21 protein-coding genes are annotated in these 26,589 nt (G+C 69.4%); 15 read left to right on the top strand and 6 right to left on the bottom strand.

The window, feature by feature from the left end; all coding sequences use genetic code 11:
• Nucleotides 1-72 precede the first annotated feature (72 nt).
• From HXX10_RS05530 to HXX10_RS05510, 5 genes are all read left to right on the top strand, one after another.
• Nucleotides 73-663 (top strand): hypothetical protein, encoded by a 591-nt coding sequence (locus HXX10_RS05530; protein WP_296520536.1) that lies wholly within the window; start codon nt 73-75, stop codon nt 661-663.
• Nucleotides 664-842: 179 nt separating this feature from the next.
• Nucleotides 843-1,871, top strand: coding sequence for a glycosyltransferase family 2 protein (locus tag HXX10_RS05525; RefSeq protein WP_296520535.1), 1,029 nt, complete (start codon nt 843-845; stop codon nt 1,869-1,871).
• A 29-nt stretch (nt 1,872-1,900) separates the two neighbouring features.
• Nucleotides 1,901-3,565 carry a glycosyltransferase family 39 protein gene (locus HXX10_RS05520; protein WP_296520534.1) on the top strand — a complete coding sequence of 555 codons (1,665 nt, stop codon included), beginning with the start codon at nt 1,901-1,903 and terminating at the stop codon, nt 3,563-3,565.
• Nucleotides 3,565-4,275, top strand: a complete 711-nt coding sequence (locus tag HXX10_RS05515; RefSeq protein WP_296520533.1) for a methyltransferase domain-containing protein — start codon at nt 3,565-3,567, stop codon at nt 4,273-4,275. The genes HXX10_RS05520 and HXX10_RS05515 overlap by 1 nt, the downstream gene beginning before the upstream one ends.
• Before the next feature lie 97 nt (nt 4,276-4,372).
• Complete coding sequence (locus HXX10_RS05510) at nt 4,373-6,568, top strand: S9 family peptidase (protein ID WP_296520532.1); 2,196 nt, start codon at nt 4,373-4,375, stop codon at nt 6,566-6,568.
• Nucleotides 6,569-6,677: 109 nt separating this feature from the next.
• Here the strand turns inward: HXX10_RS05510 and HXX10_RS05505 are convergent, their stop codons facing one another.
• Nucleotides 6,678-7,223: a VOC family protein gene (locus tag HXX10_RS05505; RefSeq protein ID WP_296520531.1), complete on the bottom strand. Its 546-nt coding sequence runs from the start codon at nt 7,221-7,223 to the stop codon at nt 6,678-6,680.
• Between the two features lie 173 nt (nt 7,224-7,396).
• On the opposite strand from HXX10_RS05505, the gene HXX10_RS05500 reads away from it, so the two are divergent.
• Entirely contained in the window at nt 7,397-8,416 is a 1,020-nt protein-coding gene (locus tag HXX10_RS05500; RefSeq protein ID WP_296520530.1) for a TRAP transporter substrate-binding protein, read from the top strand.
• Nucleotides 8,367-10,298 carry a TRAP transporter large permease subunit gene (locus HXX10_RS05495; RefSeq protein ID WP_296520529.1) on the top strand — a complete coding sequence of 644 codons (1,932 nt, stop codon included), beginning with the start codon at nt 8,367-8,369 and terminating at the stop codon, nt 10,296-10,298. Before HXX10_RS05500 ends, HXX10_RS05495 begins: the two co-directional genes overlap by 50 nt.
• Nucleotides 10,299-10,449: 151 nt before the next feature.
• On the opposite strand, the gene HXX10_RS05490 is transcribed toward HXX10_RS05495, so the two are convergent.
• From HXX10_RS05490 to HXX10_RS05480, 3 genes are read right to left on the bottom strand one after another with little or no spacing between them, the layout of a single operon-like run.
• Nucleotides 10,450-11,310 (bottom strand): hypothetical protein, encoded by an 861-nt coding sequence (locus HXX10_RS05490; protein ID WP_296520528.1) that lies wholly within the window; start codon nt 11,308-11,310, stop codon nt 10,450-10,452.
• Between the two features lie 15 nt (nt 11,311-11,325).
• Nucleotides 11,326-12,084, bottom strand: coding sequence for a DeoR/GlpR family DNA-binding transcription regulator (locus HXX10_RS05485; protein WP_296520527.1), 759 nt, complete (start codon nt 12,082-12,084; stop codon nt 11,326-11,328).
• Between the two features lie 19 nt (nt 12,085-12,103).
• The gene (locus tag HXX10_RS05480; RefSeq protein ID WP_296520526.1) at nt 12,104-13,471 is read right to left on the bottom strand and encodes a four-carbon acid sugar kinase family protein; all 1,368 of its coding nucleotides are present in this window, start codon (nt 13,469-13,471) and stop codon (nt 12,104-12,106) included.
• Nucleotides 13,472-13,671: 200 nt separating this feature from the next.
• Here HXX10_RS05480 and pdxA point away from each other — a divergent pair, with 200 nt between their 5' ends.
• The 8 genes from pdxA (at nt 13,672) to HXX10_RS05440 (ending at nt 24,498) form a co-directional block, all read left to right on the top strand.
• A complete protein-coding gene (pdxA, locus tag HXX10_RS05475) occupies nt 13,672-14,652 on the top strand; it encodes a 4-hydroxythreonine-4-phosphate dehydrogenase PdxA (protein ID WP_296520525.1) in 981 nt (326 codons plus the stop codon).
• A 138-nt stretch (nt 14,653-14,790) separates the two neighbouring features.
• The gene (locus HXX10_RS05470; RefSeq protein ID WP_296520524.1) at nt 14,791-15,909 is read left to right on the top strand and encodes a DNA repair exonuclease; all 1,119 of its coding nucleotides are present in this window, start codon (nt 14,791-14,793) and stop codon (nt 15,907-15,909) included.
• A 10-nt stretch (nt 15,910-15,919) separates the two neighbouring features.
• Entirely contained in the window at nt 15,920-18,598 is a 2,679-nt protein-coding gene (locus HXX10_RS05465) for an AAA family ATPase (RefSeq protein ID WP_296520523.1), read from the top strand.
• Nucleotides 18,599-18,964: 366 nt separating this feature from the next.
• Nucleotides 18,965-19,780 carry a 1-acyl-sn-glycerol-3-phosphate acyltransferase gene (locus HXX10_RS05460; protein ID WP_296520522.1) on the top strand — a complete coding sequence of 272 codons (816 nt, stop codon included), beginning with the start codon at nt 18,965-18,967 and terminating at the stop codon, nt 19,778-19,780.
• A complete protein-coding gene (locus HXX10_RS05455; RefSeq protein WP_296520521.1) occupies nt 19,777-20,454 on the top strand; it encodes a GNAT family N-acetyltransferase in 678 nt (225 codons plus the stop codon). The genes HXX10_RS05460 and HXX10_RS05455 overlap by 4 nt, the downstream gene beginning before the upstream one ends.
• Before the next feature lie 499 nt (nt 20,455-20,953).
• A complete protein-coding gene (locus HXX10_RS05450) occupies nt 20,954-22,270 on the top strand; it encodes a cation:dicarboxylase symporter family transporter (protein ID WP_296520520.1) in 1,317 nt (438 codons plus the stop codon).
• A 103-nt stretch (nt 22,271-22,373) separates the two neighbouring features.
• Nucleotides 22,374-23,213, top strand: coding sequence for a sulfurtransferase (locus HXX10_RS05445; protein WP_296520519.1), 840 nt, complete (start codon nt 22,374-22,376; stop codon nt 23,211-23,213).
• 157 nt (nt 23,214-23,370) lie between these two features.
• A complete protein-coding gene (locus tag HXX10_RS05440) occupies nt 23,371-24,498 on the top strand; it encodes a zinc-binding dehydrogenase (RefSeq protein WP_296520518.1) in 1,128 nt (375 codons plus the stop codon).
• A gap of 301 nt (nt 24,499-24,799) precedes the next feature.
• On the opposite strand, the gene HXX10_RS05435 is transcribed toward HXX10_RS05440, so the two are convergent.
• Together HXX10_RS05435 and HXX10_RS05430 are read right to left on the bottom strand one after the other, a co-directional pair.
• Entirely contained in the window at nt 24,800-25,807 is a 1,008-nt protein-coding gene (locus tag HXX10_RS05435; protein ID WP_296520517.1) for a Gfo/Idh/MocA family oxidoreductase, read from the bottom strand.
• A 189-nt stretch (nt 25,808-25,996) separates the two neighbouring features.
• Nucleotides 25,997-26,548 (bottom strand): heme-binding protein, encoded by a 552-nt coding sequence (locus tag HXX10_RS05430; RefSeq protein WP_296520516.1) that lies wholly within the window; start codon nt 26,546-26,548, stop codon nt 25,997-25,999.
• Between the last annotated feature and the right edge of the window lie 41 nt (nt 26,549-26,589).

The following is a 26,589-nucleotide window of genomic DNA, read 5'->3' as shown; positions in this document are numbered from 1 at the left end:
GCAATTTAAACCGTCGCAAGCACACTGCGGCCCGGAAAAGGACCGCCGGCACCCGGTGGCCAGGATGAACGTATGCACGCAAAGCCCCCCCGGAACGCCCCCGAAACCCACCGGTTCGCGGACGACGGCATCATTCCCAACAACCCGATCCTGTCGTTCGTGGTGTTGCGCGATGCCATCGACATGAAGGGCTCGGCCCATCCCGAGGAGCTGATCGAGAAGACCTTCCTGCGGCACGGTTGGGTCGGCACCTGGCGGAACGGCATCTCCCCTTACGCGCACTACCACTCGCGCATCCACGAGGTGATGGGTATCGCCCGCGGCCGCGTGTGCGTGCGCTTCGGCGGCGAGCGCGGCGCCGAGGTCGACCTCAAGGTCGGCGACGTCGTCGTGCTGCCGGCCGGCACGGGCCACCAGCGGCTCTCCGCCACGCCGGACCTCGTGGTGATCGGCGCCTATCCGCCGAGCGGAAAGTACGACATCTGCCGCGGCAGCAAGGCCGAGCACGCCAAGGCGCTGGTCGACATCCCCCAGGTGCCGCTGCCGACCAGCGACCCGGTGCGCGGCAAGGCCGGCCCGCTGGTGAAGTTGTGGGCGACCGAGGCCCACGCCGCCGTCCAGGCCTGCGCCGGCGAGCGCCGCTCCGCCGGTAACGCGGCCTGAGCGGCAGCCCGCGCGGCGCCGCAGCCCACCCGGCCGGGTCCCGCCCGGCTTGATTCTTCCACCCGACTGTGCCCTGAACGAGCCGAGCCGGCACCCCGGTGGCGCCCCTGGCGACGCCGTGCGGTGCGCCGGCGATGCGCGCAAGGACACTCGCGCGGCAGGCACAGCAGGAGAGCGGGTTGGCGATCGGATCGGATCGGCGGGCGACGGAGGGACCCCTCCTCTCGATCGTGCTGCCCGCCTTCAACGAGGCGCGCAATGTCGGCCCGATGGCGCAGCGGCTCGCCGAGGTGGCGGGCGCGCTCGGCCGCTTCGAGGTGGTCTTCGTCGACGACTGCTCGCGCGACGAGACGCTGGCCGAGCTGCGCCGCCTCGCCGCCGCCGATCCGCATGTCCGCTACGTGTCGTTCACCCGCAATTTCGGCCACCAGCCGGCGCTGCGGGCGGGCCTGCGGCACGCGAAGGGCGACCTCGTCGTGCTGATGGACTGCGACTTCGAGCATCCGCCCGAGCTGATCCCCGAGATGGTCGCCAAATGGCGCGAGGGCGCCAAGATCGTCGCGGCGCAACGCGACAGCGCCGCCGGCGACGTGTCGTTCATGAAGCGCCTCACCTCGCGCTTCTACTACAAGCTGCTCGACACCATCGGCGACGTGCGCATCGAGCCGGGCAGCGCCGACTTCCTGCTGCTCGACCGCGCCGTGGTCGACACCATCAACGGCTTCGACGACCACGACCTCTTTCTGCGCGGCCTGGTGCGCTGGGTCGGGTATCCGCTGGTCAAGGTCCCGTACCGCCAGGGCATGCGCAGCGAGGGCGAGTCGAGCTACACGCTCCGCCGCATGATCGACCTCGCCGTCACCGGCATCATCGCCCACAGCGTGCGGCCGCTGCGCATCGCCATCCATCTGGCGCTGATCTTCGCGCTGATCGGCGTGCTGCTGCTGGTCTACTCGATCGTCAGCTTCCTCGCCATCGGCCACACGGTGGCGGGCTGGACCTCGACCATGTCGGCGATCGCCATCATGGGGGCCGGCCAGTTCCTGGTGCTGGGCATCATCGGCGAATATATCGGCCGCGTCCTGCGCGAGACCCGCCGATGGCCGCCCTTCCTGGTGGCCGAGACCGAAACCTCGCGCAACTCGCCCGGCGCCCCGATCGAGGCGGTCCACGGGGAGCCGCCGCGGCGGGCCTCCACCGGCTCATGAGCACCACCGCGGCTCCTGTACGAGTCTCGATGCCGCGCCGAATCATCGGCGCGTGGCTCGACCACGCCGACGACGGCCGAGCCACCGCGATCCTGCTGATGCTGTTCGTCATCGCCTGGACGGCGTTCCAGGTGATCTCCTACACGTCGCTGGATCTCCACCCGGATCTCGTGGAGGTCTATGCCTGGAGCCGCCATCCTGGCCCCGGCTACTACAAGCACCCGCCGCTCGGCGCCCTGATGGCGGCAGCGTGGTTTTCGGTGTTCCCGCTCGTCGAGTGGTCGTTCCACCTGCTCGCGATGGTCAACGCCGCCTTCGCGCTGTTCATGGTCGACTGCATCGCCAAGCGGTACCTGTCCGGCGACAAGCGCGTGCTGGTGCTGCTGTTCCTGTTGCTGACGCCGTTCTATCAGTTCCACGGCCAGCGCTTCGCCTCCAACCAGACGCTGCTCTCGACCTGGCCGCTCGCCGTCTACTGCTTCTTGCGCGCCTATGAGAGCCGCAGGTTCGGCTGGTCGGCGGCGGCGGGCGCCGCCTGCGCGCTCGCCATGCTGGGCAAGTACTACTCGATCTATCTGGTGGTGAGCCTGCCGATCGCCGCGCTGCTGCATCCGGCGCGCTTTGCCTATCTCAGATCACCGTCGCCCTGGGTGTCGATCCTGGCCGGCGTCGCCGTGCTGTCGCCGCATCTGTACTGGCTCGCCACCACGGGCTTCCAGCCGTTCGGCTACGCCTATGCGGTGCATGGCGGCGCGACCCAGGCGGCGATCCTGTGGAAGGCGGTGCTGTATCTCCTCGGCGCGGTCGCCTATGTGGCGGGACCGATCATCGCCTGGCTCGTGATGGTCCGCCCGAACCGCCAGACGATCGCCGCGGCGCTGTGGCCGCAGGATCCCGACCGGCGCATGCTGGTCCATCTGCTGGTGCTGCCGCTGCTGATCCCGGCCGTGACGGCGCCGTTCGTCGGCGTCGAGCTGACCTCGCTGTGGACCATGCAGGCGTGGTTCCTGCTGCCGGTCGTGCTACTGGCGCCGGCCGAGGCCGTCGTCTCACGCGCCGCCGCGGCGACGCTCGCCGGCGCCGTGCTGATCGTGACGCTGCTGATCGTGGCGGCGGCGCCCGCCGTCGCGCTCATGCGCCACTGGGACGGCAACAAGGAAGGCCGCGCCTATTTCGCGCCGCTCACCGACGCAGTCTCGCGCGAATGGGCGAGTGCGACCGGCCGGCGGCTGTCGGTGGTGATCGGCGATCCCGATCTCGGCGCCGCCATCACGTTCTATCATCCCGACCATCCGGACTCGGTGCCGGGCTTCTCGCTGGCGACGGCGCCGTGGGTGACGCCCGAGCAGTTGCTGCGCGACGGCTATGTCGCCGTGTGCAAGGGCGACGACGGCCCCTGCCGGCGGGAACTGGCGGCCCGCGCCGCGACCGAGCCGGACGCCCGCATCGTCGATCTCGCCGTCACCCGCACCTTCTTCGGCGAGACCAACCTCCCGTCGCCCTACCGCCTGCTGATCGTGCCGCCGCAGAGCGGGCCCAGGAGTGCGGCCGTGTCAGCCTCCCTCACCGGCGTCATCGCCGGGCTTGACCCGGCGATCCATCCCGCTTCGAACAAAGCGTTTTTGCGAAACCTGATGGATGGCCGGGTCAAGCCCGGCCATGACGGGCATCGAGACCCTGGCAGGACATCGTGATGACCACCACCATCCGCGACTGGGTCGGCTTCTGGGACAATCCGCATTCGATCTACGTGAATGCGCGGCATGCCGACGTGCATTACCGCGACATCGCCGATGCGATCGCCGGCTATGTGCCGGGACCGCAGGCCCGCGTACTCGACTTCGGCTGCGGCGAGGCACTGCACGCCGACACGGTGGCGAAGGTCGCGCGCCGCGTGGTGCTGTCGGACGCCGCGCCGAACGTGCGAAAGAACCTCGCGGCGCGCTTCTCGGCCGTACCCAACATCGCCGTCGCCAGCCCGGAAGAGCTGACGGCGTATCCGGCCGGCTCGTTCGAGCTGATCGTCGCCAACTCGGTGGTGCAGTATCTCGGCCGGGCGGATCTCGACGGTCTGCTCGCGCAATGGCGGCGCCTGCTCACGGCCGACGGCGTGCTGATCGTCGCCGACGTGATCCCGCCCGATGTCGGCGCCGTCAGCGACCTGTTCGCATTGCTGCGCTATGCGTATGCGAACGGCTTTTTGCTCGCCGCCCTGGTCGGCGTCGCCCGCACGGCGCTCTCGTCCTACAGCAAGCTCCGCCAAAAGCTCGGCATCGCCAAATACACCGAGGCGGAGTTCCGCGACATTCTCTCGAGAGCCGGCTTCTCGGCCGAGCGGCTGGCCGAGAACATGGAGCACAACCCGGCCCGCATCAGCTTCCGGGCACGGCGGACAGCCGCCTGAGCGCGCATGCGCGCATGATCGTGACTGGTCATCCCGTCGCGCATTGGCCATAGTCCGGTGCTCGGTGGCGCGGGGGCGGACCAGCGACGGACCATGCATGCGACACGGCACCTTTTCTCGTTCCATCGCCGCTCTGTTCTTCGGTGCGCTGTCCTGTGCAGCGCTTTTCGTCATTCTCACAAGTTCGGTCCCGGCCGCCGCTGCTGACGAAGCGGCGGCGACAGCGAAGCCGCCCGTCGCCAAAACCGTCCCGACCGTTTTGCACGAGCACGGCCACGACCGCGTCGACCCCTATCAGTGGCTGGCGAACCGCAACGATCCCGCCGTGCTGGCGCATCTCGCCGCCGAGAATACCTATGCCGAGCGCCGCCTCGCCACCATCAGGCCGCTGATCGACGAGATCGCCGCCGAGCTGCGGCAGCGCAGCGGCCACTCCGAAGCCAGCGTGCCGTTCCGCGACGGCGGCTGGCTGTATGAGCGCCGCTTCGCCGAGGGCGCCCAGTATCCGGTGATCGTCCGCCGCCGCGACGCGCCCGGCGCCGTCGAGGAGATCGTGCTCGACGTGCCGGCGCTGGCCGCCGGCCATGCGCTCTACCGACTCGGCCGCTGGCAGCCGAGCCCGGACGGGCGGCGCGTCGCCTTCATGGTCGATTTCACCGGCGACCGGCAGACCCGCCTGTTCGTGCGCGACATCGCCACCGGCGCCGTCACCGACCAGGGCATCTCGGACGGCGCCGAGAGCTTCGCCTTCGCGGCCGACTCGACGACGCTCTTTTACGTGCGGCGGGAGCCCGAGACGCTGCGCGGCTACCAGGTCTGGCGCCACCGGCTCGGCGCACCGACCGACACCGACGTGCTGGCCTACGAGGAGAGCGACCCGACCTTCAGCGTCGTGGTCCGGCGCAGCAAGTCGCGCCGCTTCATCCTGATCGAGAGCGATCAGGAGCAGACCAGCGAGGCGCGCTATCTGGCCGCCGACCAGCCGGACGGAACTTTCCGCGTCGTCGAGCCGCGCCGCGTCGGCGTGCGCTACGACATCGACCATGTCGGCGACACGTTCTACATCCGCACCGATCTCGACGCGCCCGACTTCCGCGTGATGACGGCGCCCGAAGCGACCCCCGACGCCGCGCATTGGCGTGAGCTGATTCCACAACGGCCGGGCCGCTTCATCTGGCGCATCGAGCCGTTCCGCGACTTCGTCGCCTACGACGAGGAGCGCGACAGCGGCATCGGCATCAAGGTGCTGCGCCTGTCCGACAAGACCGAGATCGCGGTGCCGCAGCCGGCGGCGATCGGCGTCGCCTCGACGAGCTTCTTCTACGGCGCCTTCGGCGGCAACCGCGAGCCGGACACCAGCGTGCTGCGCTTCCGCTTCAGCGCGCCGCTGCAGCCGGAGCGCACCTACGACTTCGACATGGCGACCGGGACCCTGACGCTGCGGCGCGAGGATCCGGCGGCCCGCTGGCTGAAGCCGGACGACTACGCGGTGGAGCGGATCGAGGCGGTGGCGCCGGACGGCGAGCGCGTGCCCGTCACGCTCACCTATAAGAAGAGCCTGAGGCGGCCGGGCGGCAACCCGACCCTGCTGGTCGGCTACGGCGCCTACGGCTACAGCCAGCGGCCGACCTTCACCGAGAGCGTGTTCAGCCTGATCGACCGCGGCTTCGTCCATGCGATGGCGCATGTGCGCGGCGGCCACGAGAAGGGCGAGCGCTGGCACCGCGACGGCCGCGGCCTGATGAAGCGCAACAGCTTCACGGACTTCATCGCCGCCGGCGAGGCCCTGGTGGCGCAAGGGTTTGCCGACCGTCGCGCCCTGTTTTCGCGCGGCGGCTCGGCTGGGGGACTTCTGGTCGGCGCGGTCGCCAACATGCGGCCGGACCTGTTCGCCGGGATCGTCGCCGAGGTGCCGTTCGTCGACGTGCTCACCACCACGTCGGACGCCTCGATCCCGCTCACCACGCTCGAATGGGTCGAGTGGGGCAATCCGGCGATCCCCGAGCACTACGACAACATCCGGGCCTGGTCGCCCTACGACAACATCGAGCCCAAGGCCTATCCGGCCATGTTCGTCACCGCCGGCTTCCACGACAGCCAGGTGCGCTATGTCGAGCCGGCCAAGTGGGTCGCCAGGCTGCGCGCCACCCGCACGGACGACCGCGAGCTGGTGTTCAAGACCGACATGGGCGCCGGACACGCCGGCCGCTCCGGGCGGCTCGGCCCCGTGCAGGAGAACGCCGAGATCATGGCCTGGCTGCTGACACAGGCCCGCGGCGCCGGGGGGCAGTGAGCCGCCTCGACCGCGTACCCCCGGTCCGCAAGATGACAACGCTCCGGCTCTGACGTTCAGAGCGCATTCGGACGCCAATCGGAATCTGCTTTGCCGAACGCGCTCCGGATCAGGCCTCTAGGGTCGACAGGTCCGGGAACGGGCGGATCGGGTTCGCACCGTCCCATCCTTCGCTCGCCTCGCGGATCGTCCTGAACAGCCGCCCCTTCGGGCCGGACACCTCGGAGAGCTCGATCACCGTGCCGGGGTGGTACTCGCAATCGAAATAGACGTAGCGCCCGTTGGCGCCGACCTGCCCGCCCATGCCGACCGTCATGCCGGCGGCCGTGGCCTTGGCCAGGTGCTCGTCGAAGGTCGTCGTCCAGTAGGCGAAGTGCTGCACCCCGGTGCGGCCGGCGCGCAGGAAATCCAGGTACATCGACGGAGCGTCGTTGCGTTGCTGCACGAGCTCCATCTGGATGAAGCCGGAATTGGCGAGCGCGACCGAGCGCACGATCGGCGACGGCTCGCCTTTGTAATAGAAGTCCTGGTCGACGATCCGCTCGGCGTAGAACCACGGGCCGATCCCCAGCGTCCCGGCCCAGTAGCGCATCGCCGCCTCGATGTCCTCGACCACATAGCCGATCTGGCGGACCTCTCCGAACAGCCTGCTCATTGTCCGGCCTTTCCTGTCGCACGTCCCGCCCACCGGGCGGGGAGTGGGCGCACCTTGCCCGGGCAGGGGCCTGGGCACATCCGGTTCTCTACGAACAGAACATCGCTAGACAGCCTCTATACCAAAAAGTATGTTACAAAGCCATACCAGAACCCACCCGGGAGTGACTCTGGATGCCCCACCTCAGCCGACGCAGCCTTCTCGCCACCGCCGCCCTGGCCGGCCCGGCCATCCTCGCCATGCCCCATCTGCGGGCCCGCGCCGCCGCCAAGTTCGTTTACAAGTACGGCAACAACCTCCCCCTCACGCATCCGCTGAACGTGCGCGCCCTGGAGGCGGCGGAGCGGATCAAGACGGAGACCAACGGGGATCTCGAGATCCGGATCTTCCCGAACAACCAGCTCGGCGGCGACACCGACATGCTCAACCAGGTGCGGTCGGGCGCCCTGGACTTCTTCACGCCGTCCGCCCTGGTGATCGCGACCCTGGTGCCGGCCGCGCCGATCAACGCGCTCGGCTTCGCCTTCCCGAGCTACGACAAGGTGTGGGCCGCCATGGACGGCGACCTCGGCGCCTTCATCGGCGGCGCGATCGAGAAGGCCGGCCTGCACATGATGCCGAAGGTGTGGGACAACGGCTTCCGCCAGCTCACCACCTCGGGCAAGCCGGTGGTGACGCCCGACGACCTCGCCGGCATCAAGATCCGCGTGCCGGTCAGCCAGCTCTCGATCAGCCTGTTCCAAGCGCTCGGCGCCGCCCCGACCTCGATGCAGTTCAGCGAGGTCTACACGGCCCTGCAGACCCGGATCGTCGACGCCCAGGAGAACCCGCTGCCGATCATCCGCACCGCCAAGCTCTACGAGGTGCAGAAATACGGCATGCTGACCAACCACATCTGGGACGGCTTCCTGTTCATCGCCTCGGGCAAGACATGGAACCGGCTGCCGGGCGACATGCGCAAGATCGCCCAGACGGCGCTCGACGACTCGGGGATGAAGCAGCGCGACGACATCGCCGCCCTGAACAGCTCCGTCCAGGCCGAGCTCGAGACCAAGGGCATGGTGTTCAGCCGACCGGACCCGCAGCCCTTCCGCGACGCGCTGAAGAAGGCCGGATTCTACGCCCAGTGGAGGGAGAAGTTCGGTGACGACGCCTGGACCCGCCTCGAAAAATACGTCGGCCCCCTCGGCTGACGCCATCGTCGTGGACCCGTCGGGCGTCGCGCCCGGCGGGCTTGCGGCCCTGAAGGCCGCCTGCGCCCGCCTGGAGCGCGGCATCGCGCTCCTCACCGAGGTTCCCGGCGCCATCCTGGTCGTCGTCGAGGTGGTCGTCCTGTTCACCGGCGTCGCCTTCCGCTACGGCCTGCACAAGCCGCTGGTCTGGTCGGACGAGCTCGCCTCCATCCTGTTCCTGTGGCTGTGCATGCTCGGCGCCGTCGTCGCCCAGCACAAGGGCGGCCACATGCGCCTCACCGTCGTCTCCGCCCTGTTTCCGCGTCCGTGGCGCGACCGGATCGAGACCTGCTCGGCGGCCGCCGTGATCCTGTTCCTCGGCCTGATCCTGCAGCCGGCCTTCGAGCACGCCGTCGACCAGATGGCGATCACGACACCCGCCCTGCAGCTTCCGGACACCGTCCGCTCCGCCGCCATCCTCACCGGCACCACCCTGATGCTGATCGTCGCCGTGCTGCAGCTCGTCCAGCGGGCGAAGCCGGCCGACCTCGCCTTCGCGATCGGCCTGATGGTCGCCTGCGGGGTCGCCCTCACGGTGTTCCTGCCGCAGATGCAGGACATGGAGAACTGGAACCTGCTGATCTTCTTCGGCATCGGCGTCACCGCCCTGGTGCTCGGCGGCGCCCCGATCGCCTTCGCATTCGGGCTCTCGACCGTCGTCTATCTCGAGTTCATGACCCACATGCCGATGAGCATCGTGATCAGCCGCATGGACGAGGGCATGTCGACCTTCGTGCTGCTGTCGATCCCGCTGTTCGTGCTGCTCGGCCTGCTGATCGAGATGACGGGCCTCGCCGCCGTGCTGATCAACCTGCTCACCGCCCTGGTCGGCCACTTCAAGGGCGGGCTCTCCTACGTCCTGGTCGGCGCCATGTATCTCGTCTCCGGCATTTCCGGCTCGAAGGCGGCCGACATGGCGGCGATCGCGCCGGTGCTGCTGCCGGAGATGCAGCGCCGCGGCAAGGAGCCCGGCGAGCTGATCGGCCTGCTGTCGTCGTCGGCCGCCATGGCCGAGACCATCCCGCCCTCGATCGTGCTGATCACGGTGGGCTCGGTCACCGGGGTGTCGATCGCCGCCTTGTTCACGGGCGGCCTGCTGCCGGCGGCGGTCGGTGCGATCGGGCTCGTCGTCGTGGCGTATTTCCGTTCCCGCGGCGAGGACGTCAGCGAGGCCGTGCGGGCCTCCGGCAAGCAGGTGCTGAAGGCTTTTGCCGCCTCCATCCCGGCCCTGCTGCTGCTGGTGCTGATCCGCTGGGCGGTGGTCAGCGGCGTCGCCACCGCAACCGAGGTGTCGACCATCGGGGTGGTCTACACGGTCGTGGTCGCCATCGTGATCTACCGGCAATTCCCGCTCGAGCGGGTGTGGCCGATGCTGTGCGACACCCTGGCGCTGTCCGGCGCCATCATGATCATCCTCGGCACCGCCACCGCCATGGCCTGGGCCCTCACCCAGTCCGGCTTCTCGCAGCAGCTCGCCCACGGCATGGCGCAGATGCCGGGCGGCGCCTACGGCTTCCTGGCGCTGTCGATCGTGGTGTTCGCCATCCTCGGCTGCGTGCTGGAGGGCATCCCGGCCATCGTGGTGTTCGCACCGCTGCTGTTCCCGATCGCCCACGATCTCGGCATCGAGCCGGTGCACTACGCCATCATGATGGTGCTCTCGATGAGCCTCGGCCTGTTCACCCCGCCGCTGGGCATCGGCTTCTACCAGGCCTGCGCCATCGGCCGGGTGCCGCCCGACAAGGCGATGCACGCCATCTGGCCCTACATGGCATCGCTGCTGATCGCCGCCGTCATCGTCGCCGCCGTGCCCTGGCTGACGGCCCCGCATCTGCGCTTCTGACGGTCGTCGCCCACGACCGTCGGCCGAGAGGTCCGTGTCGCCCCGACACGGGCCTCTCATCGTCCTGGCGGCGCAAGCGCGGACGTTCGGCGGGCAAAGAAAGGGCGGCGCAACCGGCGCCGCCCTTTCCCGGCCGGACTGAACCGGCCGCTCAGGCCGCCGCCGGAGACCCGCGGAAACCGGATTGTTCGATGGCGGCATCGACCGGGAGCCGGTCGTGGACGATCGCCCGGCACGCCTTCATCACGGCGAGCGGATCGAGCGCCTGGAAGATCGCCCGGCCGAACAGGATGCCGGCGGCACCGCCCTTCATGATCGCGTCGACCAGCTCGATGGTCCCGCGGTCGGTGCCGTCGCGCGGGCCACCGGCGAGCATCACCGGCACCGGCAACGCCGCCGTGACACGACGGAGCGCCGCGACGCTTCCCGGCCAGTCGGTCTTGATGACGTCGGCGCCCATCTCGACCCCGATGCGCGAATGGAAGCGGACGAACTCGCCGTCGTGGACGTCGCCGGCGCGCGCCCCGCGCGCCCCCATGGTCTCGATGATGTGGACCATCCCGGCTTTTCGCGCAGCGGCGTTGACGGCGGCATTGTCGCGGAACGCCGCCGTCTCCTCGGCCGGATCATTGTGGCCGACGAACAGATAGGTGATCACCGCCTCGGCACCGAGCGCGACTGCGTCCTCCACGGCGGCGACCAGGCGCGTATGCCCGTCGGTATAGCCGAGCGGCGTTCCCTCGCGCCACATGGTGGTCTGGTCGAGCCGCAGGATCAGGGCCGGACCGCCATTGGCGACCAGCCGCGGGCCGTACTGCAGGGCCGAGCCGAGCGGCAGGATGACGGCGTCGACCCCCGCCTCGGCCATCTGGTCGAGGCTCTCCTCCGGCCGCTCCATGCCGGCACAGGGGCCGAGCTGCAGCGCGTGGTCGAAGGCGATGCAGAAGCCGCGCTTCGTCTTCGGATCGACGATACGCGAAAGGCGAAGCTGCTTGCCCAACGTCTGCGGCATGGCATGTCTTTCCGGCTAGACGAGATCGAACGAGATTCCCGCCTGGCGCAGACGCTGCGCCGACGTCTCGTCGAGTTGTCGATCGACGAGCACCCGATCGAATTCGGTGAGATCCGCGAAGTGATTGAGGGCACGCGTCTTGAACTTCGAGGCGTCGAGCAGCATCACCGAGCGCTCCGCCGCGGCCATCATGGCGCGCTTCACACGCACCACCTCCTGGTCCTGATGGTACAGGGCGATGCCGATCGCCGACGATGCCGACAGGAAGGCCCAGTCGGCCCGCAGCTTGCTCAGCGCCTGTTCGCACACCAGCCCGTAGAAGCCCTGCAGGGTGTCGTTGAAGATGCCACCGGTGAGGATCAGCCGCACATTGGTGCGGTCGCGCAGCCGATCGCAGGCGGCGAGCGAGTTGGTGATCACCGTCACGTGCTCGATCGTCTCCAGCTCGTCGCAGATCGGCAGCGTCGAGGTGCTGTCGTCGATCATCACCACGGCGCCTGGCTCGATCAGGGCGCGGGCGGCCTTCGCCAGCGCCCGCTTCTCGGCCTGACCGAACTGCAGGCGGTAGTGGAAGTTGCTCTCGAACAGCAGCGAGCTCTCGGCAGTCGCCCCGCCCCGCTCCTTGCGCAGCAGGCCCCGGCTCTCGAGCAGGTCGAGGTCGCGGTGGACCGTCATGCGGCTCACACCGAGCCGCTCGGAGAGATCGTCGAGCTGCACGGTCTTCTCGTTCTGGACGAGCTTGACGATCTCGCGGCGGCGTTCGTCGGGATTCACCGGCAGCCTCCAGGGCGTTTCAGTGCCCGGCGAGCACGCGGGCGAAGAAGTCGGAGCTGCCCACCTGCCCGCCTTTGAGGGAGATCTCGACGCCGTCGATGACGGCGTCGGACGAATGGATCCGGCACAGCGGCGCGCCGGGGACGAGCGGCCCCGCCACCTCGAGCGCCTCGACCCCCATGGCCGAGACGGTGTGGCTGGACGAATCGCCTCCGGCCAGCACCACGCGGGTGACGCCGGTGCGGGCGACGGCGCGGCGAAGCGCGCGCCCGAGGCTGCCGCCGAGCACCCGCGCGCTGTCGAAGCCGGTGAGCCCGCGCTTCTCGAGCGCCGCGCGGGTCGGCCCGAGCCGAGGATCGGTCGGTCCGCGCGCCGTGTGCAAGACGACGCCGGCCCGTGTCGACAAGGCCGCCGCAACCGCGTCGGCGAGGTCGGCCTCGATCGCCTCGCCGCCGTTCACCATCGCCACCGTGTCGACGGCGACGACGGCAAGATCGTTCGAGTCCGCCCAGGTGATCTGGCTTTCGGTGACGGGCGAGCAGCTTCCGCACACCGCGATCAGCCTGTCCACCGCGCCGCGCGCGGTCGGCGGCGGCGCGAGCGGCAGCTCGCCGGCCGCCGTGAGATGATCGACGAGCGCGTACTCGACGCCCGACGACCCGACCACGAAGGCCGGCTTCCGCGCGGCGTGCTCGGCCAGCAGCCGGCCGGTCGCTCGCGTGGTCGCCGCGTCGAAAGTGTCGAGAATCACCATGTCGGCGGCGGCAAGAGCGGCCTGCAGCGCCGAGGACGCATCGTCGGCCAGCATGCGCCGGAAATCGAAGCCGACGATCGACCGGCTGGTCTGCGCCGCGAGATGCCGGCGCAGATCCGCCTCGGTCATCGGGGTCACCGGGTGGCGGCTCATGGTCGGATGCCGGTCGATCCGGAACACCTCCTGGGCACCCGATATGCTGCCCGCCGCGAACAGGGTCGAGAACACGACATGGCGCTGGTACCGGGTGACGCCGACCACCACCAGCACGGAGGTACCGAACACCCGCTGCCCGATCTCGGCGGCGCGGCCGATATTGCCGACGCTCGGGGCGGAATCGAAGGTCGAGCAGGTCTTGTAGTGGCAGAGCGGTGCGCCGAGCGCCTTCAGGCGCTCGAACACCCCGGGCAGATGCGTGTCCATCCAGGCGGGGCTTTCGCTGCGGCTGGTGCCGGCGACCCCGACGGCGCGCAGCCCGGGCCAGCGCACCAGATCCTCGCGGGTCGGCGGCTCGAGGAACAGCATGGCCGGGATTCCGGCCATCGCCACCGCCTCGAGCGCATCGGTCGAGCCGGTGAAATCGTCGCCATAGAAGCTCAGGATCAGCCCGGAGCTGTCCGAACGGCCCAACATGCGCGGTCCCTCACGGCCGCCGGAGCCGGTCCGACGGCGAGATCCTCGGGCCGCGCGAGCCCGATCGACACATCGCGCGACCGAGTTTGTACCATAAAACATGTATGGTTCTAACGCAATTCTTGTGATAATGCGGATGTCACCGTGGTGGCTTTCCCGGATCGGGCGAGGCCTCGACGACATTCCTCGGAACCGCACAGATGAACACGATCGGTCTCACCATGGGGGATCCGGCCGGCATCGGACCGGAGGTCATCTGCAAGGCTCTGGCCGAGCTGCCGGCCGCCGAGCGCGCCGCCACCATCGTCATCGGCGATCCGGTCTTCATGGAGCGGGCCAACCGCCTGGTCGGGAGCGCGCTGCATTTCGTGCCGCATGACGCGGCGGTGCCGAGCGGCGCCGTGCCGCTGCTCGCCGTCGAGGCCCCGAACCGCGACGCCATCCTGCCCGGGACGCTCTCGGCTGACGCCGGCGAGGCCGCCTGCCGCTGCGTCAAGACGGCCGTCGAGATGGCGCTCGCCGGCGAGATCGACGTCGTCTGCACGGCCTCGCTCAACAAGACCGCGCTGCGCATGGCCGGCTACGCGCTCAACGGCCATGCCGGCCTGCTCGCCCATTTCACCGGGGTGAAGAAGAACTACGCCGTGCTGGCGTGCCCCCAGTTCGCCGTGATCCACGTCTCGACCCACGTCTCGCTGGCGCAGGCCGCCGGGCTCTGCCGCACCGATCTGGTGCTGGAGACGATCCGGGTCGCCCACCGGCACGTGCTGACCACCGGGGTGGCGGCGCCGCGGGTCGCGGTGGCCGGCCTCAATCCCCATTGCGGCGAGGGTGGGCTTTACGGCAGCGAGGACGACGACTACGTCAAGCCGGCGGTCGCGGCTGCCCGCGCCGAAGGGATCGACGCCCACGGCCCGATCCCGGGCGACGTGGTGTTCCAGCAGGCGATCGACGGCAAGTACGAGATCGTGGTCGCCCAGTTCCACGACCAGGGCCACATCCCGGCCAAGCTGATCGGCAAGCACGAGACCGTCAACATCACGGCCGGCCTGCCGATCCTGCGCACCTCGGTCGACCACGGCACCGCCTTCGACATCGCCTGGAAGGGCGTCGCCGATCACCACAACATGGCGGCGGCGATCGCCATGGCGCGCCGCATGACGCCGGTGAAGCCAGCGTGAGCGCGCCGGCCTCTGCGACGACCCGATCCCGGGGACGACCACCCGACGGCGGCGGCGCACTGCCGAGCAAAACCAGACTCCGCTAGTATCCGGCCTGCGAATCGGCGCGCCGCGCCGTCGCCAGGCACCCGGGTTCCCATGCGTTTCGTCCACACGGCCGACTGGCAGATCGGCAAGCCCTTCGTCCGCTTCGGCGACAAGGCCGAGGCGCTGCGCGGCGCCCGGCTCGACGCCATCGAAAGCCTCGGCCGGCTCGCCGTCGCGGAAAATGCCGCTCATGTGCTGGTCGCCGGCGACGTCTTCGACAGCGACACGCCCACCAATGTCACGCTGCGGGCGCCGCTCGAGCGCATGCGCGGCTTTCCCGGCGTCACCTGGCACCTGCTGCCGGGCAACCACGATGCCCACCGGCCGGGCGGCGTGTGGGAGCGGCTGGCCGCTCTCGGACCTCCTGCAAATGTGCGGCTGCATCTCACCGCGACGCCGATGGCGCTCGCCCCCGATGCCGTGCTGCTGCCGGCGCCGCTGACCAGCCGGGCCGAGACCCGCGACCTCACCGCCCGCATGGACGACACGCCGACGCCGATCGGCACGATCCGCATCGGCCTCGCCCACGGCGCCGTCACGCGCTTCGGCACGCCGGAGGCGGAGGGCGAGGCGACCAACCAGATCGATCCGGGCCGCGCCCAAAAAGCCGGCCTCGATTACCTCGCGCTCGGCGACTGGCACCGCACCCGCGAGATCGGTCCACGCACCTGGTATTCGGGCACGCCCGAGCCAGACCGCCACGACAGCCAGACGGTCGGCAGCGCGCTGCTGGTCACGGTGACGGAGGCCGGCGCCCCGCCGCTGGTCGAGCCCCGCGCCGTCGGCACGTATCGCTGGGCGAGCGACGCCGTCGAGATCGCCGATGCCGAGCCGCTGGCGGCCCGCGAGGCGCTGCTGCGCACGACCCAAGACCCGATGTCGAAGCTGGTGCTGAAGCTGAAGATCACGGGCGCGGTGTCGATCGCGGACCGCCGCAAGCTCGACGACTGGCTGGAGCGGCTGCAGGCCGCCGTGTTCCATCTCGACGCGGCGCTGGCGCTCGCCGTGCGGCCGGACGCCGCCGATCTGGAGAGCATCGACTTCGACGGCGTCCTGCGCCGCGTCGCCGAGAGCCTGAAGGCACGGGCCGCCGACCCGGCGCTGTCGGGCGCCGAACGGCAGATCGCCGAGGACGCGCTGCTCGCCCTCTATCTCGAAGCGACGGCGTGAGGGCGCGATCATGATCATCACGCATCTCGCCGTCGACGGGGTCGGACGCTTTCGCTCGCGCCATGTGGTGCGCGGGCTCGGCCCCGGGCTCAATCTGCTGTGCGCCCCCAACGAAGCGGGAAAATCGACGCTGTTCCGCGCCCTGCAGCTCGCCTTGTTCGCCCGTCACGGCAGCAAGACCGAGGAGATGCGGCGGCTCGCCTGCCTGGGCGCCGAGATCCCGGCCTGCATCGAGGTCGGCTTCCAGCGCGGCGGCGCCGATTATCTGGTCAAGAAGTCGTTCCTGCGCAGCACCGGCGCGCGGCTCTACAAGGGCGGCACCCTGGTGGCGGACGGCCGCGCCGCCGACGAGGCGGTGTGGGCGGCGCTCGATCTCGTCCCCGGCACCTCGGCGGCCGACGAGTCGACCTTCGGGCTCTTGTGGGTGCGGCAGGGCCAGTCGTTCAAGCCCGCCGTGCCGAGCGAGGAGACCAAGGCGCTGCTGTCGCGCGTCATCGAGGCCGAGGTCGGCGAGGTCTTGGGTGGCGAGCGCGGCGAGCGGGTGTGGAAGAGCATCACCGACAAGCTGTCGCGCGAGGAGACCAAGACCGGGCCGAAGGCGGGCGGCCCATGGAAGGCGGCGCTCGACCGCCGCGCCGCCGCCCAGACCGCGCTCGCCGAGCTGCGGTCGACCCTGGCGGCGCTCGAGGCCGACCGCACGGCGTTGGCAGGGAAATTGCGCGAGCGCGAGACGCTGGCCGATGCTGCGGCGCTCGCGCAGATGCGGACCGACCGCGACGCGGCCGTCGCGGAGCGCGAGCAGACGGCCAAGGCCGAGCAGGCGACCCAGCGGGCCGAGACCGAGCAGGCCCAGCGCGAGCTCGGTCTCGACCGCGCCCGCAAGCGCCACGAGGAGCTGGTCGGGCTCGACCAGCGCATCGGCAAGACGCGCGAGAAGATCGCGGCACTGACGCGACGCCTCGCCGAGCAGAACGCCGCCTGCGCGGCCCAGGCGGCGGCGCTCGCGGCGCAGGAGCAGGTGCTCGGCGCGCTCGCGGCGCGCTGGGCCGAGGCGGAGCGCGCCGTCGACCAGGCGCGCCGGCGCGAGACCGCGGCCCGCGACGCCGAACGGGTCGTCGAGATCTCCACCCGGCTCGCCAGAGCCCGCGAGTTGCGCGAAGGAATCGCCCGGATTCGCCAGGTGATCACGACGCTCGCCGTGCCGGTCGAGACGATCAAGGCCATCGAGGCGGCCATGCAGGCGCTCGATGCCGCCCGTGCCCGCCAGGAAGCAAAGGCGCCGCGCGTCACCGTGAGAGTCGGGCCGGCCGGTGCCGGCCTCGTCACCTGCGCGGGCGAACCGATCGACGGCTTGCGTGAGATCGCCGCGGTCGGCCCGCTCACCGTCGCGGTCGGCGACATCGCCACCGTCGAGATCGTGCCGGTCGCAACCTCGGAGGATGCCGGTGCGGTCGAGGCGGCGCGTGAAAAGCTCGCGAAAGCGCTGCGCGAGGCGGGCGTCGGCTCGCTCGCCGAAGCCTACGAGCGGCGCGCCAAGGCGGACGATCTCCAGACCGAGGGTCGCGGCCTCGTCGCAGAGCTTGCCGCCACGGCGCCGCCGGCGGCCAAAGGCAGCAAAGAGGACGGGATCGCGGGTCTGGAGCGGGCGCTCGCCGAGGCGCAGGCCGGGCTCGACGGTGCCGGGATCGGGGCGGCCGGCTCGGCGCCGCTCGACCGCGACGTGCTGGCGCGCGAGCGAACCGCCTCCGAGCAGGCCCGCGACGCGCTGCACCGCGAGCACGCCGACGCGCAAAGCGCCGTGCACGTGGCCCGCAGCGAGGACGCCGCCGAGAAGTTCCGGCAGCAAGCCCTTCAGATCGAAATCGGCGAGGCCCAAAGCCGGCTCGCCGAGGATCTCGCCGTCTGCCCGGACGCAGGGCGTGACGAGCGGCTGGTGGCACTGGCCGCCGAGGCGGCGCAGGCGCGGGCCGCTTTCGACGCCGCGGCAGCGTGCGCCACGCAACTGCGCGCCGCGTTGCCGACGCCCGAGCAGCGCAGCGCGCTGGACGCGCGGGTGAAGCGCCTGACCGAGGCGATCAAGGGCAACGAGACGCGGCTGATCGCGGTCGAGCAGGAGATCGCCAATCTGCAGGGCCGCATCGCCACGCGCGGCGGCGAGGGCCTGGGCGAGCGCGAGGCCGAGGCCGCCGACGCGCTGGCGCTGGCCGAGACCGATGTCGCCGCGATCGAGCGGCGCCTCGCCGCGCTGCGCCTGTTGCGCGACACCATCGAGGAGAGCCGCCGCGCCGCCAGCGAGAGCTTCCTCGCGCCCGTGAAGACCGCGATGCGGCCCTATCTGCACGCGCTGTTTCCCGGGGCGGATGCGGCGCTCGACGCCGGCTTCTCGATCGACGGCCTGATGCGGGCCGGTACCGACGAGCCGTTCATGTCGCTCTCCGACGGCACCCGCGAGCAGATCGCCATCATCGTGCGGCTGGCGCTCGGCCGGCTGCTCGCCGAGCGCGGCCAGCCGGTGCCGGTGGTGCTCGACGACTCGCTGGTGTTCTCCGACGACGAGCGCATCGAGCGCATGTTCGACGTGCTGACCCAGGCGGCCGAGAAGCAGCAGGTGATCGTGCTCACCTGCCGCAGCCGCGCGTTTGTCAGTTGCGGCGGCCGCCTGCTGACGATCGAGCGCGAGGAGAGCTGAGCGAAAGCGGCGGATGACCTTCGCCTCTCCCTGCCTGCGGCGAGCGGGGTGGAAACGTCGTCCCCCGCTTCTTATCTGTTTCCGAATTCGGATAGACATCTCTTGGCCGTCATTCCGGGGCGCGGGCTGAAAGCCCGCGAGCCCGGAATCCATAACCCCTGTCTCTGTGAGTATGGATTCCGGGCTCGCCGCTGCGCGGCGCCCCGGAATCACCGATAACCGGCTCGAGTCCTCGATTCTTTGTCACGTCCCCGTCACGGCGCGCTCATCCGGGCGCAACAGGAATCACCGACGCTGTTTGGATGACCGGGAGAGCGAGCGCGCCACGCCGGGTGGCGTCCGTCTCCGGGTGGACCTGCACCGCCGATGTCGTTGTATGCCGATCCGCCGTCCTGGGAGCTGGCGACGCCTGGCGAGGTGCTGCGCTGGCCGCTGCCCTATCAGGGCTTCGCCAATCGCGCCCTGCTCCGCGCCGTCGCGCTCGCGGCGCGCGGCCGCGTGCTCGGCGTGACCGGCCTGCAGAACATCAGGCCCGGCTACGATCCGTTCATCCTGGCGCTCAATCATTCGACCCGGATCGAGGCGCTGCTGGTCCCCGCCGTGCTGACGCTGCATCGCGGCGGCCGCCTGATCCACTTCATGGCGGACTGGAACTTCCAGCTCATCCCCGGCATCGGCCTGCTCTATCGCCGCGCCGAAATCCTCGCCGTGACGGCGAAGCCGGCGCGGCCGCGCGTGCTCGACGTGCTGCGGCCGCTCTACCGACCGGCCGGCTCGGTGCTCGACCACGCCCGCGACTGTCTCGCCCGCGGCCGTTCGGTCGGCGTCTTTGTCGAAGGCACGGTCAATCGCGATCCGAACACGCTGCTGCCGGGACGGCGCAGCGCCGCGCTCCTGTCGCTCGAGACCGGCGTCCCGGTCGTACCGGTCGGGATTCGCTTCCCGCACGCGCCGCCCGGCCGCCCGATCAGCGATCGCGACGCCATCGAGGTGCGGATCGGCCCGCCGCTGCTGCCGCGCGAGCGCATCGAACGCCCCTCGGCGACCGCCCTGCGGTCCTGGCACGGCGCCGTGATGGCCGAGATCGCCCGCCTTTCCGGCAAGCGCTCGGCCGGCCCGATCTGCTCCGACCGGATGTCGACGCCCGCCGCCCCGCCCCCACTGCACGGAGGTTCGCCATGAGACTGGACGAGCGCGTCACCGCCCACCGGGTGATCGACGAGGCCGGTCGCCTCCGCGTCCTCGCGGTGCTGCGGGCGACCTATCAGCGCGAGAAGCGCTGGGTGATCGATCCGGAGACTCAGTTTCCGCCGGACGATCTCGTCCGCGACAATGTCTCCTGGTTCGTGGTCGACGTGCGCAGCCGGCCGATCGGCGTGCGGGTGCGGCCCGCCGGCGTGGTGCGCGTGCTCTACGATCCGCCGCTCGCCGCCTATGCGGCCTACGGCTTCGCCCCGATCGACCCGGCGATCCGCATCGAGGAGATGATCGGCGATTGCAAGATCGCCGAGATCGGCCGCTTCGCCGTCGTGCCGCGTTACCGCCGGCGCCTGGTCGTCGCCGCCGCGCTGATGCGCGCCGCCGCCGCCGAGACGATTTCACGCGGCTACACGCACTATCTCACCGACGTGTTCGAGGACGACCCGCACAGCCCCTACGGCTTCCACACCAGGGTGATGGGCTTCCACCCGGTAGCCACCCACGATGTCGGCGAGCTGCACTGCGCCAGCCGGCGCATCACCATGGTGCTCGACCTGAAGGCCGCGTATCAGCGGCTGAAGCGGCGCGGCAACTGGATGTTCCGCTATCTCACCAGTCAGTGGGACGACGCGCTGCACCAGCGCCTCGCCATCTGATCAGCCCAGGTTGGCCGGCGGCGGCCCTCGGACTCCGAAAGGATCGATGCGGGGCCCCGCCTCGTTTCGCAGAAAGACACCGGCAGGCTCGTCGCCGTCGTCGCCGGTATCCGAGGCCGCCTGTCGTCACCGCCCCGCCTCTCGCTCATTAATTGCATTTTCTTGCAGGCGATCGCGGCGCGTCTGCTGCAGCGCAGAACGCGGCCTGCTGGACGGCAGCGCGCCGCCGCCAATTGCGCGCCCACTACGCAGTAAGCCGGATGCAACACAGACGGCAGGAGTCTGATCACAGCAGCAAGACCCCGGAATGTCACGGATACGGCGCGATCGATTCGCGGATCCGTCGCGGCATGCCGTATTGCGCGGCGCGCGGGGCAGTCCGCGCAGCCGCGTTGCTTTTCCGCATTCCAGAATTGAGGCAGCATCCGCCGTCGCGTGGGTGATTTGCACCCCACGCCAAGCCGCGCGGCGCGCGCCATAGTCTGGGGGATTTGAAACCATGACCATCACGACCGTCGCGACGCAGGCACCCGCGTCGCCTGCTGCGAAGCAGGCCGCCAAGCCGTTCTACAAGAAGATGTACGTCCAGGTGATCGTCGGCGTGATCCTGGGCTCGCTGCTGGCGATCGTCTACCCGAACATCGGTGTGACGCTGCAGCCGCTCGGCCTGGTCTTCATCAAGGCGATCAAGATGATCATCACGCCGATCATCTTCCTCACCATCGTGGTCGGCATCGCCAAGATGGGCGACATGCACCGCGTCGCCAATGTCGGCGCCAAGGCGCTGATCTATTTCGAGGTCGCCTCGACCATCGCGCTGATCATCGGCATCGTCGTCATCAATGTCTGGCCGATCGGCTCCGGCATCCACGCCAATCCGGCCGCACTCGACAGCAAGCTGGTCGCCGGCTTCGCCAAGGCGAGCCAGGACATGACCATGATGTCCTTCCTGATGGACATCATCCCGATCACCTTCATCGACCCCTTCGCCAAGGGCAACATGCTGCAGGTGGTGTTCGTCGCCACGCTGTTCGGCTTCGCCCTGGTCGGGATCGGCGAGAAAGGCAGGCCGATCGTCGACCTCCTCGACCGGTCCACCTCGGCGTTCTTCGGCATGGTGAAGATCATCATGTACGTCGCGCCGCTCGCCGCCTTCGGCGCCATGGCGTTCACGGTGTCGAAGTTCGGCACGCGCACCCTGGTCGATCTCGGCCAGCTCATCCTCGGCGTTTATGTCGTCAGCATCTTCTTCGTGCTGGTGGTGCTCGGCGGCTTCCTCAGATGGGCCGGCTTCAACGTCTTCCAGGTGCTCTCCTACTTCAAGGACGAGTGGCTGTTCTGCCTCGCCGCCACGTCCGGCGAGGCGATGCTGCCGCGCTGCATGGAGAAGCTGGAGAAGCTCGGCGTCTCGCGCGAGGTGGTCGGCCTGGTGATGCCGTCCGGCATGTCGTTCAACACCGACGGCACCGCAATCTACATGACCATGGGCCTGATGTTCATGGCCCACGCCCTCGACATCGAGATGTCGATCTGGCAGCAGCTCTCGGTTCTGTTCGTGATGCTGTTCACGTCGAAGGGCGCGGCCGGCGTCGCCGGCGCCGGCTTCGTGGCGCTCGCCGCCACCATGCCGACCATCAGCGACATCCCGGTCGGCGCACTCGCCTTGCTGATCGGCGCCGACAGCTTCATGTCGCAGATCCGCGCCGCGACCAACCTGATGGGCAACGTGATCGCCACCCTGGTGGTCGGCCGGTGGGTGAGCGCATGCGACTACGACACGGCGACGCGCAGGCTCGCCACGGGCGACGTCGACTGACGCCGCCGGCCTGCTCGATACTCGGAGGCGCCGCGACGATGTCGCGGCGCCTCGTCCGCCCAAAGAGCAACAGAGATCGGCTCCCTTCGCGCGAGGATCTTCCATGGCTTCACCCGTCGTCTCCCCCGCTTGGCTCGAGGAGCATCTCGACGACCCCGGACTGCGGGTCGTCGAAATCTCCAATATCAACGAGCCGACCGCCTATTGCGACGGCCATGTACCCGGCGCCGCTTGGCTGTTCTGGAAGACCGCCTGCTGGCACGAGAGCGACCGCGAGTTCGTCTCGCCGGAAGCGCTGGCGCGGCTGTTCGGCAAGCTCGGCATCGGCCCCGACACCACCGTCGTGCTCTACGGCGAGCCCGTGCAGTACGGCACCTATGCGTACTGGGCCTTCACGATGGCCGGCCACAAGAACCTGAAAGTCCTCGATGGCGGCCGCCGCAAATGGCTCGCCGAGAAACGGCCGCTGTCCCGTACCGTGCCGAGCTTCAGGCCTGTCGAATATCCGGTGCCCACGCCGGACGCCTCCATGCGGGTCGGCCGCGACGAGGTGAAGGCCCATCTCGGCCATTCGCACCGGCTGATCCTCGACGTCCGCTCGCCGGAGGAATATGCCGGCAAGCGGGTCGCCGAGTACACGTCGGCGTTCGACCACGGCGCCGAGCGCACCGGCCGCATTCCCGGCGCGCGGCACTTCTATTTCCGCGAGGTGCTGAACGACGACGACTCGTTCAAGTCGCCGGACGCGATCCGCAAGGCGCTCGCCGCCTACGGCATCGCGCCGGAGACGTTCGACGACGTCGTCTGCTATTGCCGGCTCAGCCACCGCGCGACGCTCGCCTGGGTCGCGCTCGCCGGCCTGCTGGGCTACGGCAACATCAAGATCTACGACGGCTCCTGGACCGAATGGGGCAGCATCGTCGGCTTCCCGATCGAGAAGTGAGACCAGTCTTCAAACACTCGGACTCGTCATGCGCGGGCTCGACCCGCGCATCCATCCCTAAAGACACGCTCTTTTCGAAGATCGATGGATTGCCGGGTCACGCCCGGCAATGACGACTCCTTCCCCTCCGGACCTCCAACCGGCAAGGACAATTCCGATGACCGCTACCGCCCCGACAGACTTCGTCATCCCGGCCACCATGAAGGCCTGGGTGCTGGACGATCCCGGACAGCTCCGCCTCACCGAGAAGCCGGTGCCGCAGCCAGGCCATTCCGAGGTGCTGGTGCGCATCGACGCCATCGCGTTCTGCGCCGGCGACATCAGCATCATCACCAAGGGCCCGCCGGCGCTGATCGAAGGCGGCAAGCCCTTCAACAAGAATTTTACACCCGGACACGAGTACATGGGCACCGTGGTAAAGCTCGGCGCCGGCGTCGACGAGTTTTCGCCCGGCGACCGCGTGGTGGTCGAGGTGCATTACGGCTGCGGCCGCTGCGAGCGCTGCCGCGCCGGCATGTACACGGCCTGCCTCAACTACGGCATGAACTACAAGGGCCACGACAAGGGCCACCGCGCCAACGGCTTCACCACCGACGGCGGCTTCTGCGAGTACGCCGTCAACCACGTCTCGACGCTGGTCCACGTGCCGGAGGGGGTCGGCGACGAGGAGGCGACCCTGATCGTGACGGCCGGCACGGCCATGTACGCACTCGACACCCTGAACGGGTTGGTCGCCGGCGAGAGCGTCGTGGTGCTCGGCCCCGGCGCCATCGGCCTGATGGTGGTCGCGGTGGCGAAGGCGCTCGGCGCCCAACCCGTGATCCTCACCGGCACCCGCGACGCGCGGCTGGCGCTCGGCAAGCGGATGGGCGCCGACCACGTCGTCAACATCCGCAACGAGGATCCGCTCGAGGCGGTGAAGCGCATCACGGGCGGCAAGGGGGTGAATTACGTGGTCGAGGCTTCGGGCGACCCGAACAGCCTCGACCTCGCCACCGACATGCTCAAGCGCGGCGGCAAGGTGTGCCTGATCGGCTTTCCGGAGCACAAGGCCTCGGTCGACCTCGCCAAGCTGATCCGCCAGCACATCTCGGTGTTCGGCATCCGCGGCGAGGGCCGCAGCGCCACCCACCGGGTCGCCGCGCTGGTCGAGCAGAAGCGGTTCGACCCCAAGCTGATCCACACCCACACGTTCCCGCTCGAGGAGGTGCCGACCGCCTTCCGCTACGCCCGCGACCGCATCGAGGACGCCATCAAGGTGGTGGTGAAGATGAAGCAGGATTGAGGGCGGCGCCGGACGGTCGTTTTGCCCTCGCTCAGTCGGCGGCCTCGGTGAAGAGCCGTGGCCGGACCGCTGACACCTCGCATCGGGCCACCCCCCTCCCTGTCCCTCCCCCACAAGGGGGGAGGGAACACCGGAAGCGCTTCGCCTTCACGCTTCCACGACTCCCACTCCGAGAGCCGGAACAACCGGCGGCTCGCCGCAGCCTGCTCCCTCCCCCCTTGTGGGGGAGGGACAGGGAGGGGGGTGCCACACGCTCCGAGCCCGCGAGCCGCGCAAACGTCGGGTCGCGCCACGCGGCCGTTCAATCCTTCGCCAACATCTCGGCGACCTCGACGCGACGGCCTTCGCGCGCCGAGACGGTGCCGGCCCGCACCACGGCGAGCGACTGATAGCCGTGCACGCCGTCGGTCTCCGGCTTGCCGTTGCCGCGCACCACGGCGGCAAACTCCTCGAGCTCGTCGCGGATGGCGTCGTTCTTCTCGAACGGAATCGGCTCGACCTTGTCGGAGTGGCGCTTCTGCAGGCGCAGGCCGTTGTGGAGGTCGTAATAGGCGGTCGCCTCCTTGCCGTAGATGTTCATCAGGTAGTATTCGGCCGCCGACGCGTAGGAGGCGTTGACGGTCGAGAGTGCGCCGTTCTCGTGCTCCAGGATCATGCTGGCGACGTCCGGATTGTCGCCCGGGAGGACGAGTTGAACGGCCCGGCCCGTGACGGCGACGACCGGCCCCATCAGATAGCTCAGCACGTCGATGTAGTGGATGCCGATCTGCAGCATCACGCCGCCCGGCATGCCCTCCGCCGTGTGGCGCCAGTGGTGCGCGTCGAACTTGCCCAGCCGGTCGCGGCTGATGTTCGATTCGGCGTTGACCAGCTTGCCGAACACGCCGGCGTCGATCTGCTGCTTGATCCAGCGGAACTGGCTCTCGCGCCGGCGCTGATAGCCGAGCTGAAGGATGATGCCGTGCTTCTTGGCCACGTCGGCGATGGCGCGACCGGTCGAGACGTTGTTGGCGATCGGCTTGTCGAGGAAGACGTGCTTGCCGGCGGCCGCCGCCTGTCCGGTCGTCTCCAGATGAACGTTGTTCGGCGTGGTGTTGATGATCGCTTCGACCGACGGATCGGCGAGCATCTCCTCGAAGCTCGCCACCGCCTTGCCGCCGTACTTCGCCGCGAACGCGTTGCGCTTCTCCGGCGTGCGGGTGTAGCAGCTCACGATCTCGATCTTGCTCGAACGCTTGATGGCATCGGCCAGCACGTCGGACCACCAGCCCATGCCGATGCAACCGACGCGTACGGGGTTGTTGCTCATGTTGTTCGACCACTTTTTGTTGTGACGAGTAATACCAGTCTTCACAAACTCCGACTCGTCATGCGCGGGCTCGACCCACGCATCCATCGCTTAAGAAGAAGGGCTTCTTTCGAAGTTCGATGGATTGCCGGGTCGAGCCCGGCAATGACGACGATAGTTGCTTGCCGGTGCGCCGCGCCACGCGAAACGTCACTTGCCGTCGATGCTGACGCTCGCGCCGATCGACTTCACCGCTTCCTCGGCGATCCGGCCGTCCATGTCCCAGCTTCCGCCGCTGACACCGACACCGCCGACGCACTCGCCGTCGAAGATGATCGGGCAGCCGCCTTCCATGGCGGTCCAGTTCTCGGGGCCGGCCGCCAGCGCGAGGCCGAGGGCGTGCGCGGTATCCAGCGGCTGGGCGACCGCGCCCTTGGAGGTCGTCGGCCGCTTGTTGGAAGCGCAGCACTTCGCCTTGGTGGTGGAGGAATGGACGAGATGGAACCGCGCCGTGTCCATGCGCTCGAGCAGCAGCAGATTGCCGCCGCCGTCGACGATCGCGACAGCGACCTGAATGCCCGCCTCGCGGGCCTTGGCCATGGCGGTTTCCAGGATCTTGCGGGCGCCCTCGTTGGTGAGGCGCTTCGAGGTTGCGGTGTACATGGGCTTGTTGTTCGCCGGGGTTTCGTTGCGGGGCCGCATTGTCGGCCGGCGCGATTCCCGACGCAATAGCGCCGCGGCGCACCGCGACGGCGCGCGCATATCTCCTCGACCCCCGAATGCAAAAGGAGCAGGGCTCGGCC

The sequence above is a fragment of the Rhodoplanes sp. genome (assembly GCF_013377085.1).
GTDB lineage: Bacteria > Pseudomonadota > Alphaproteobacteria > Rhizobiales > Xanthobacteraceae > Rhodoplanes.
The sequence above is the reverse complement of the archived record's forward strand: the minus strand, read 5'-3'. Positions and strand labels throughout refer to the sequence as shown.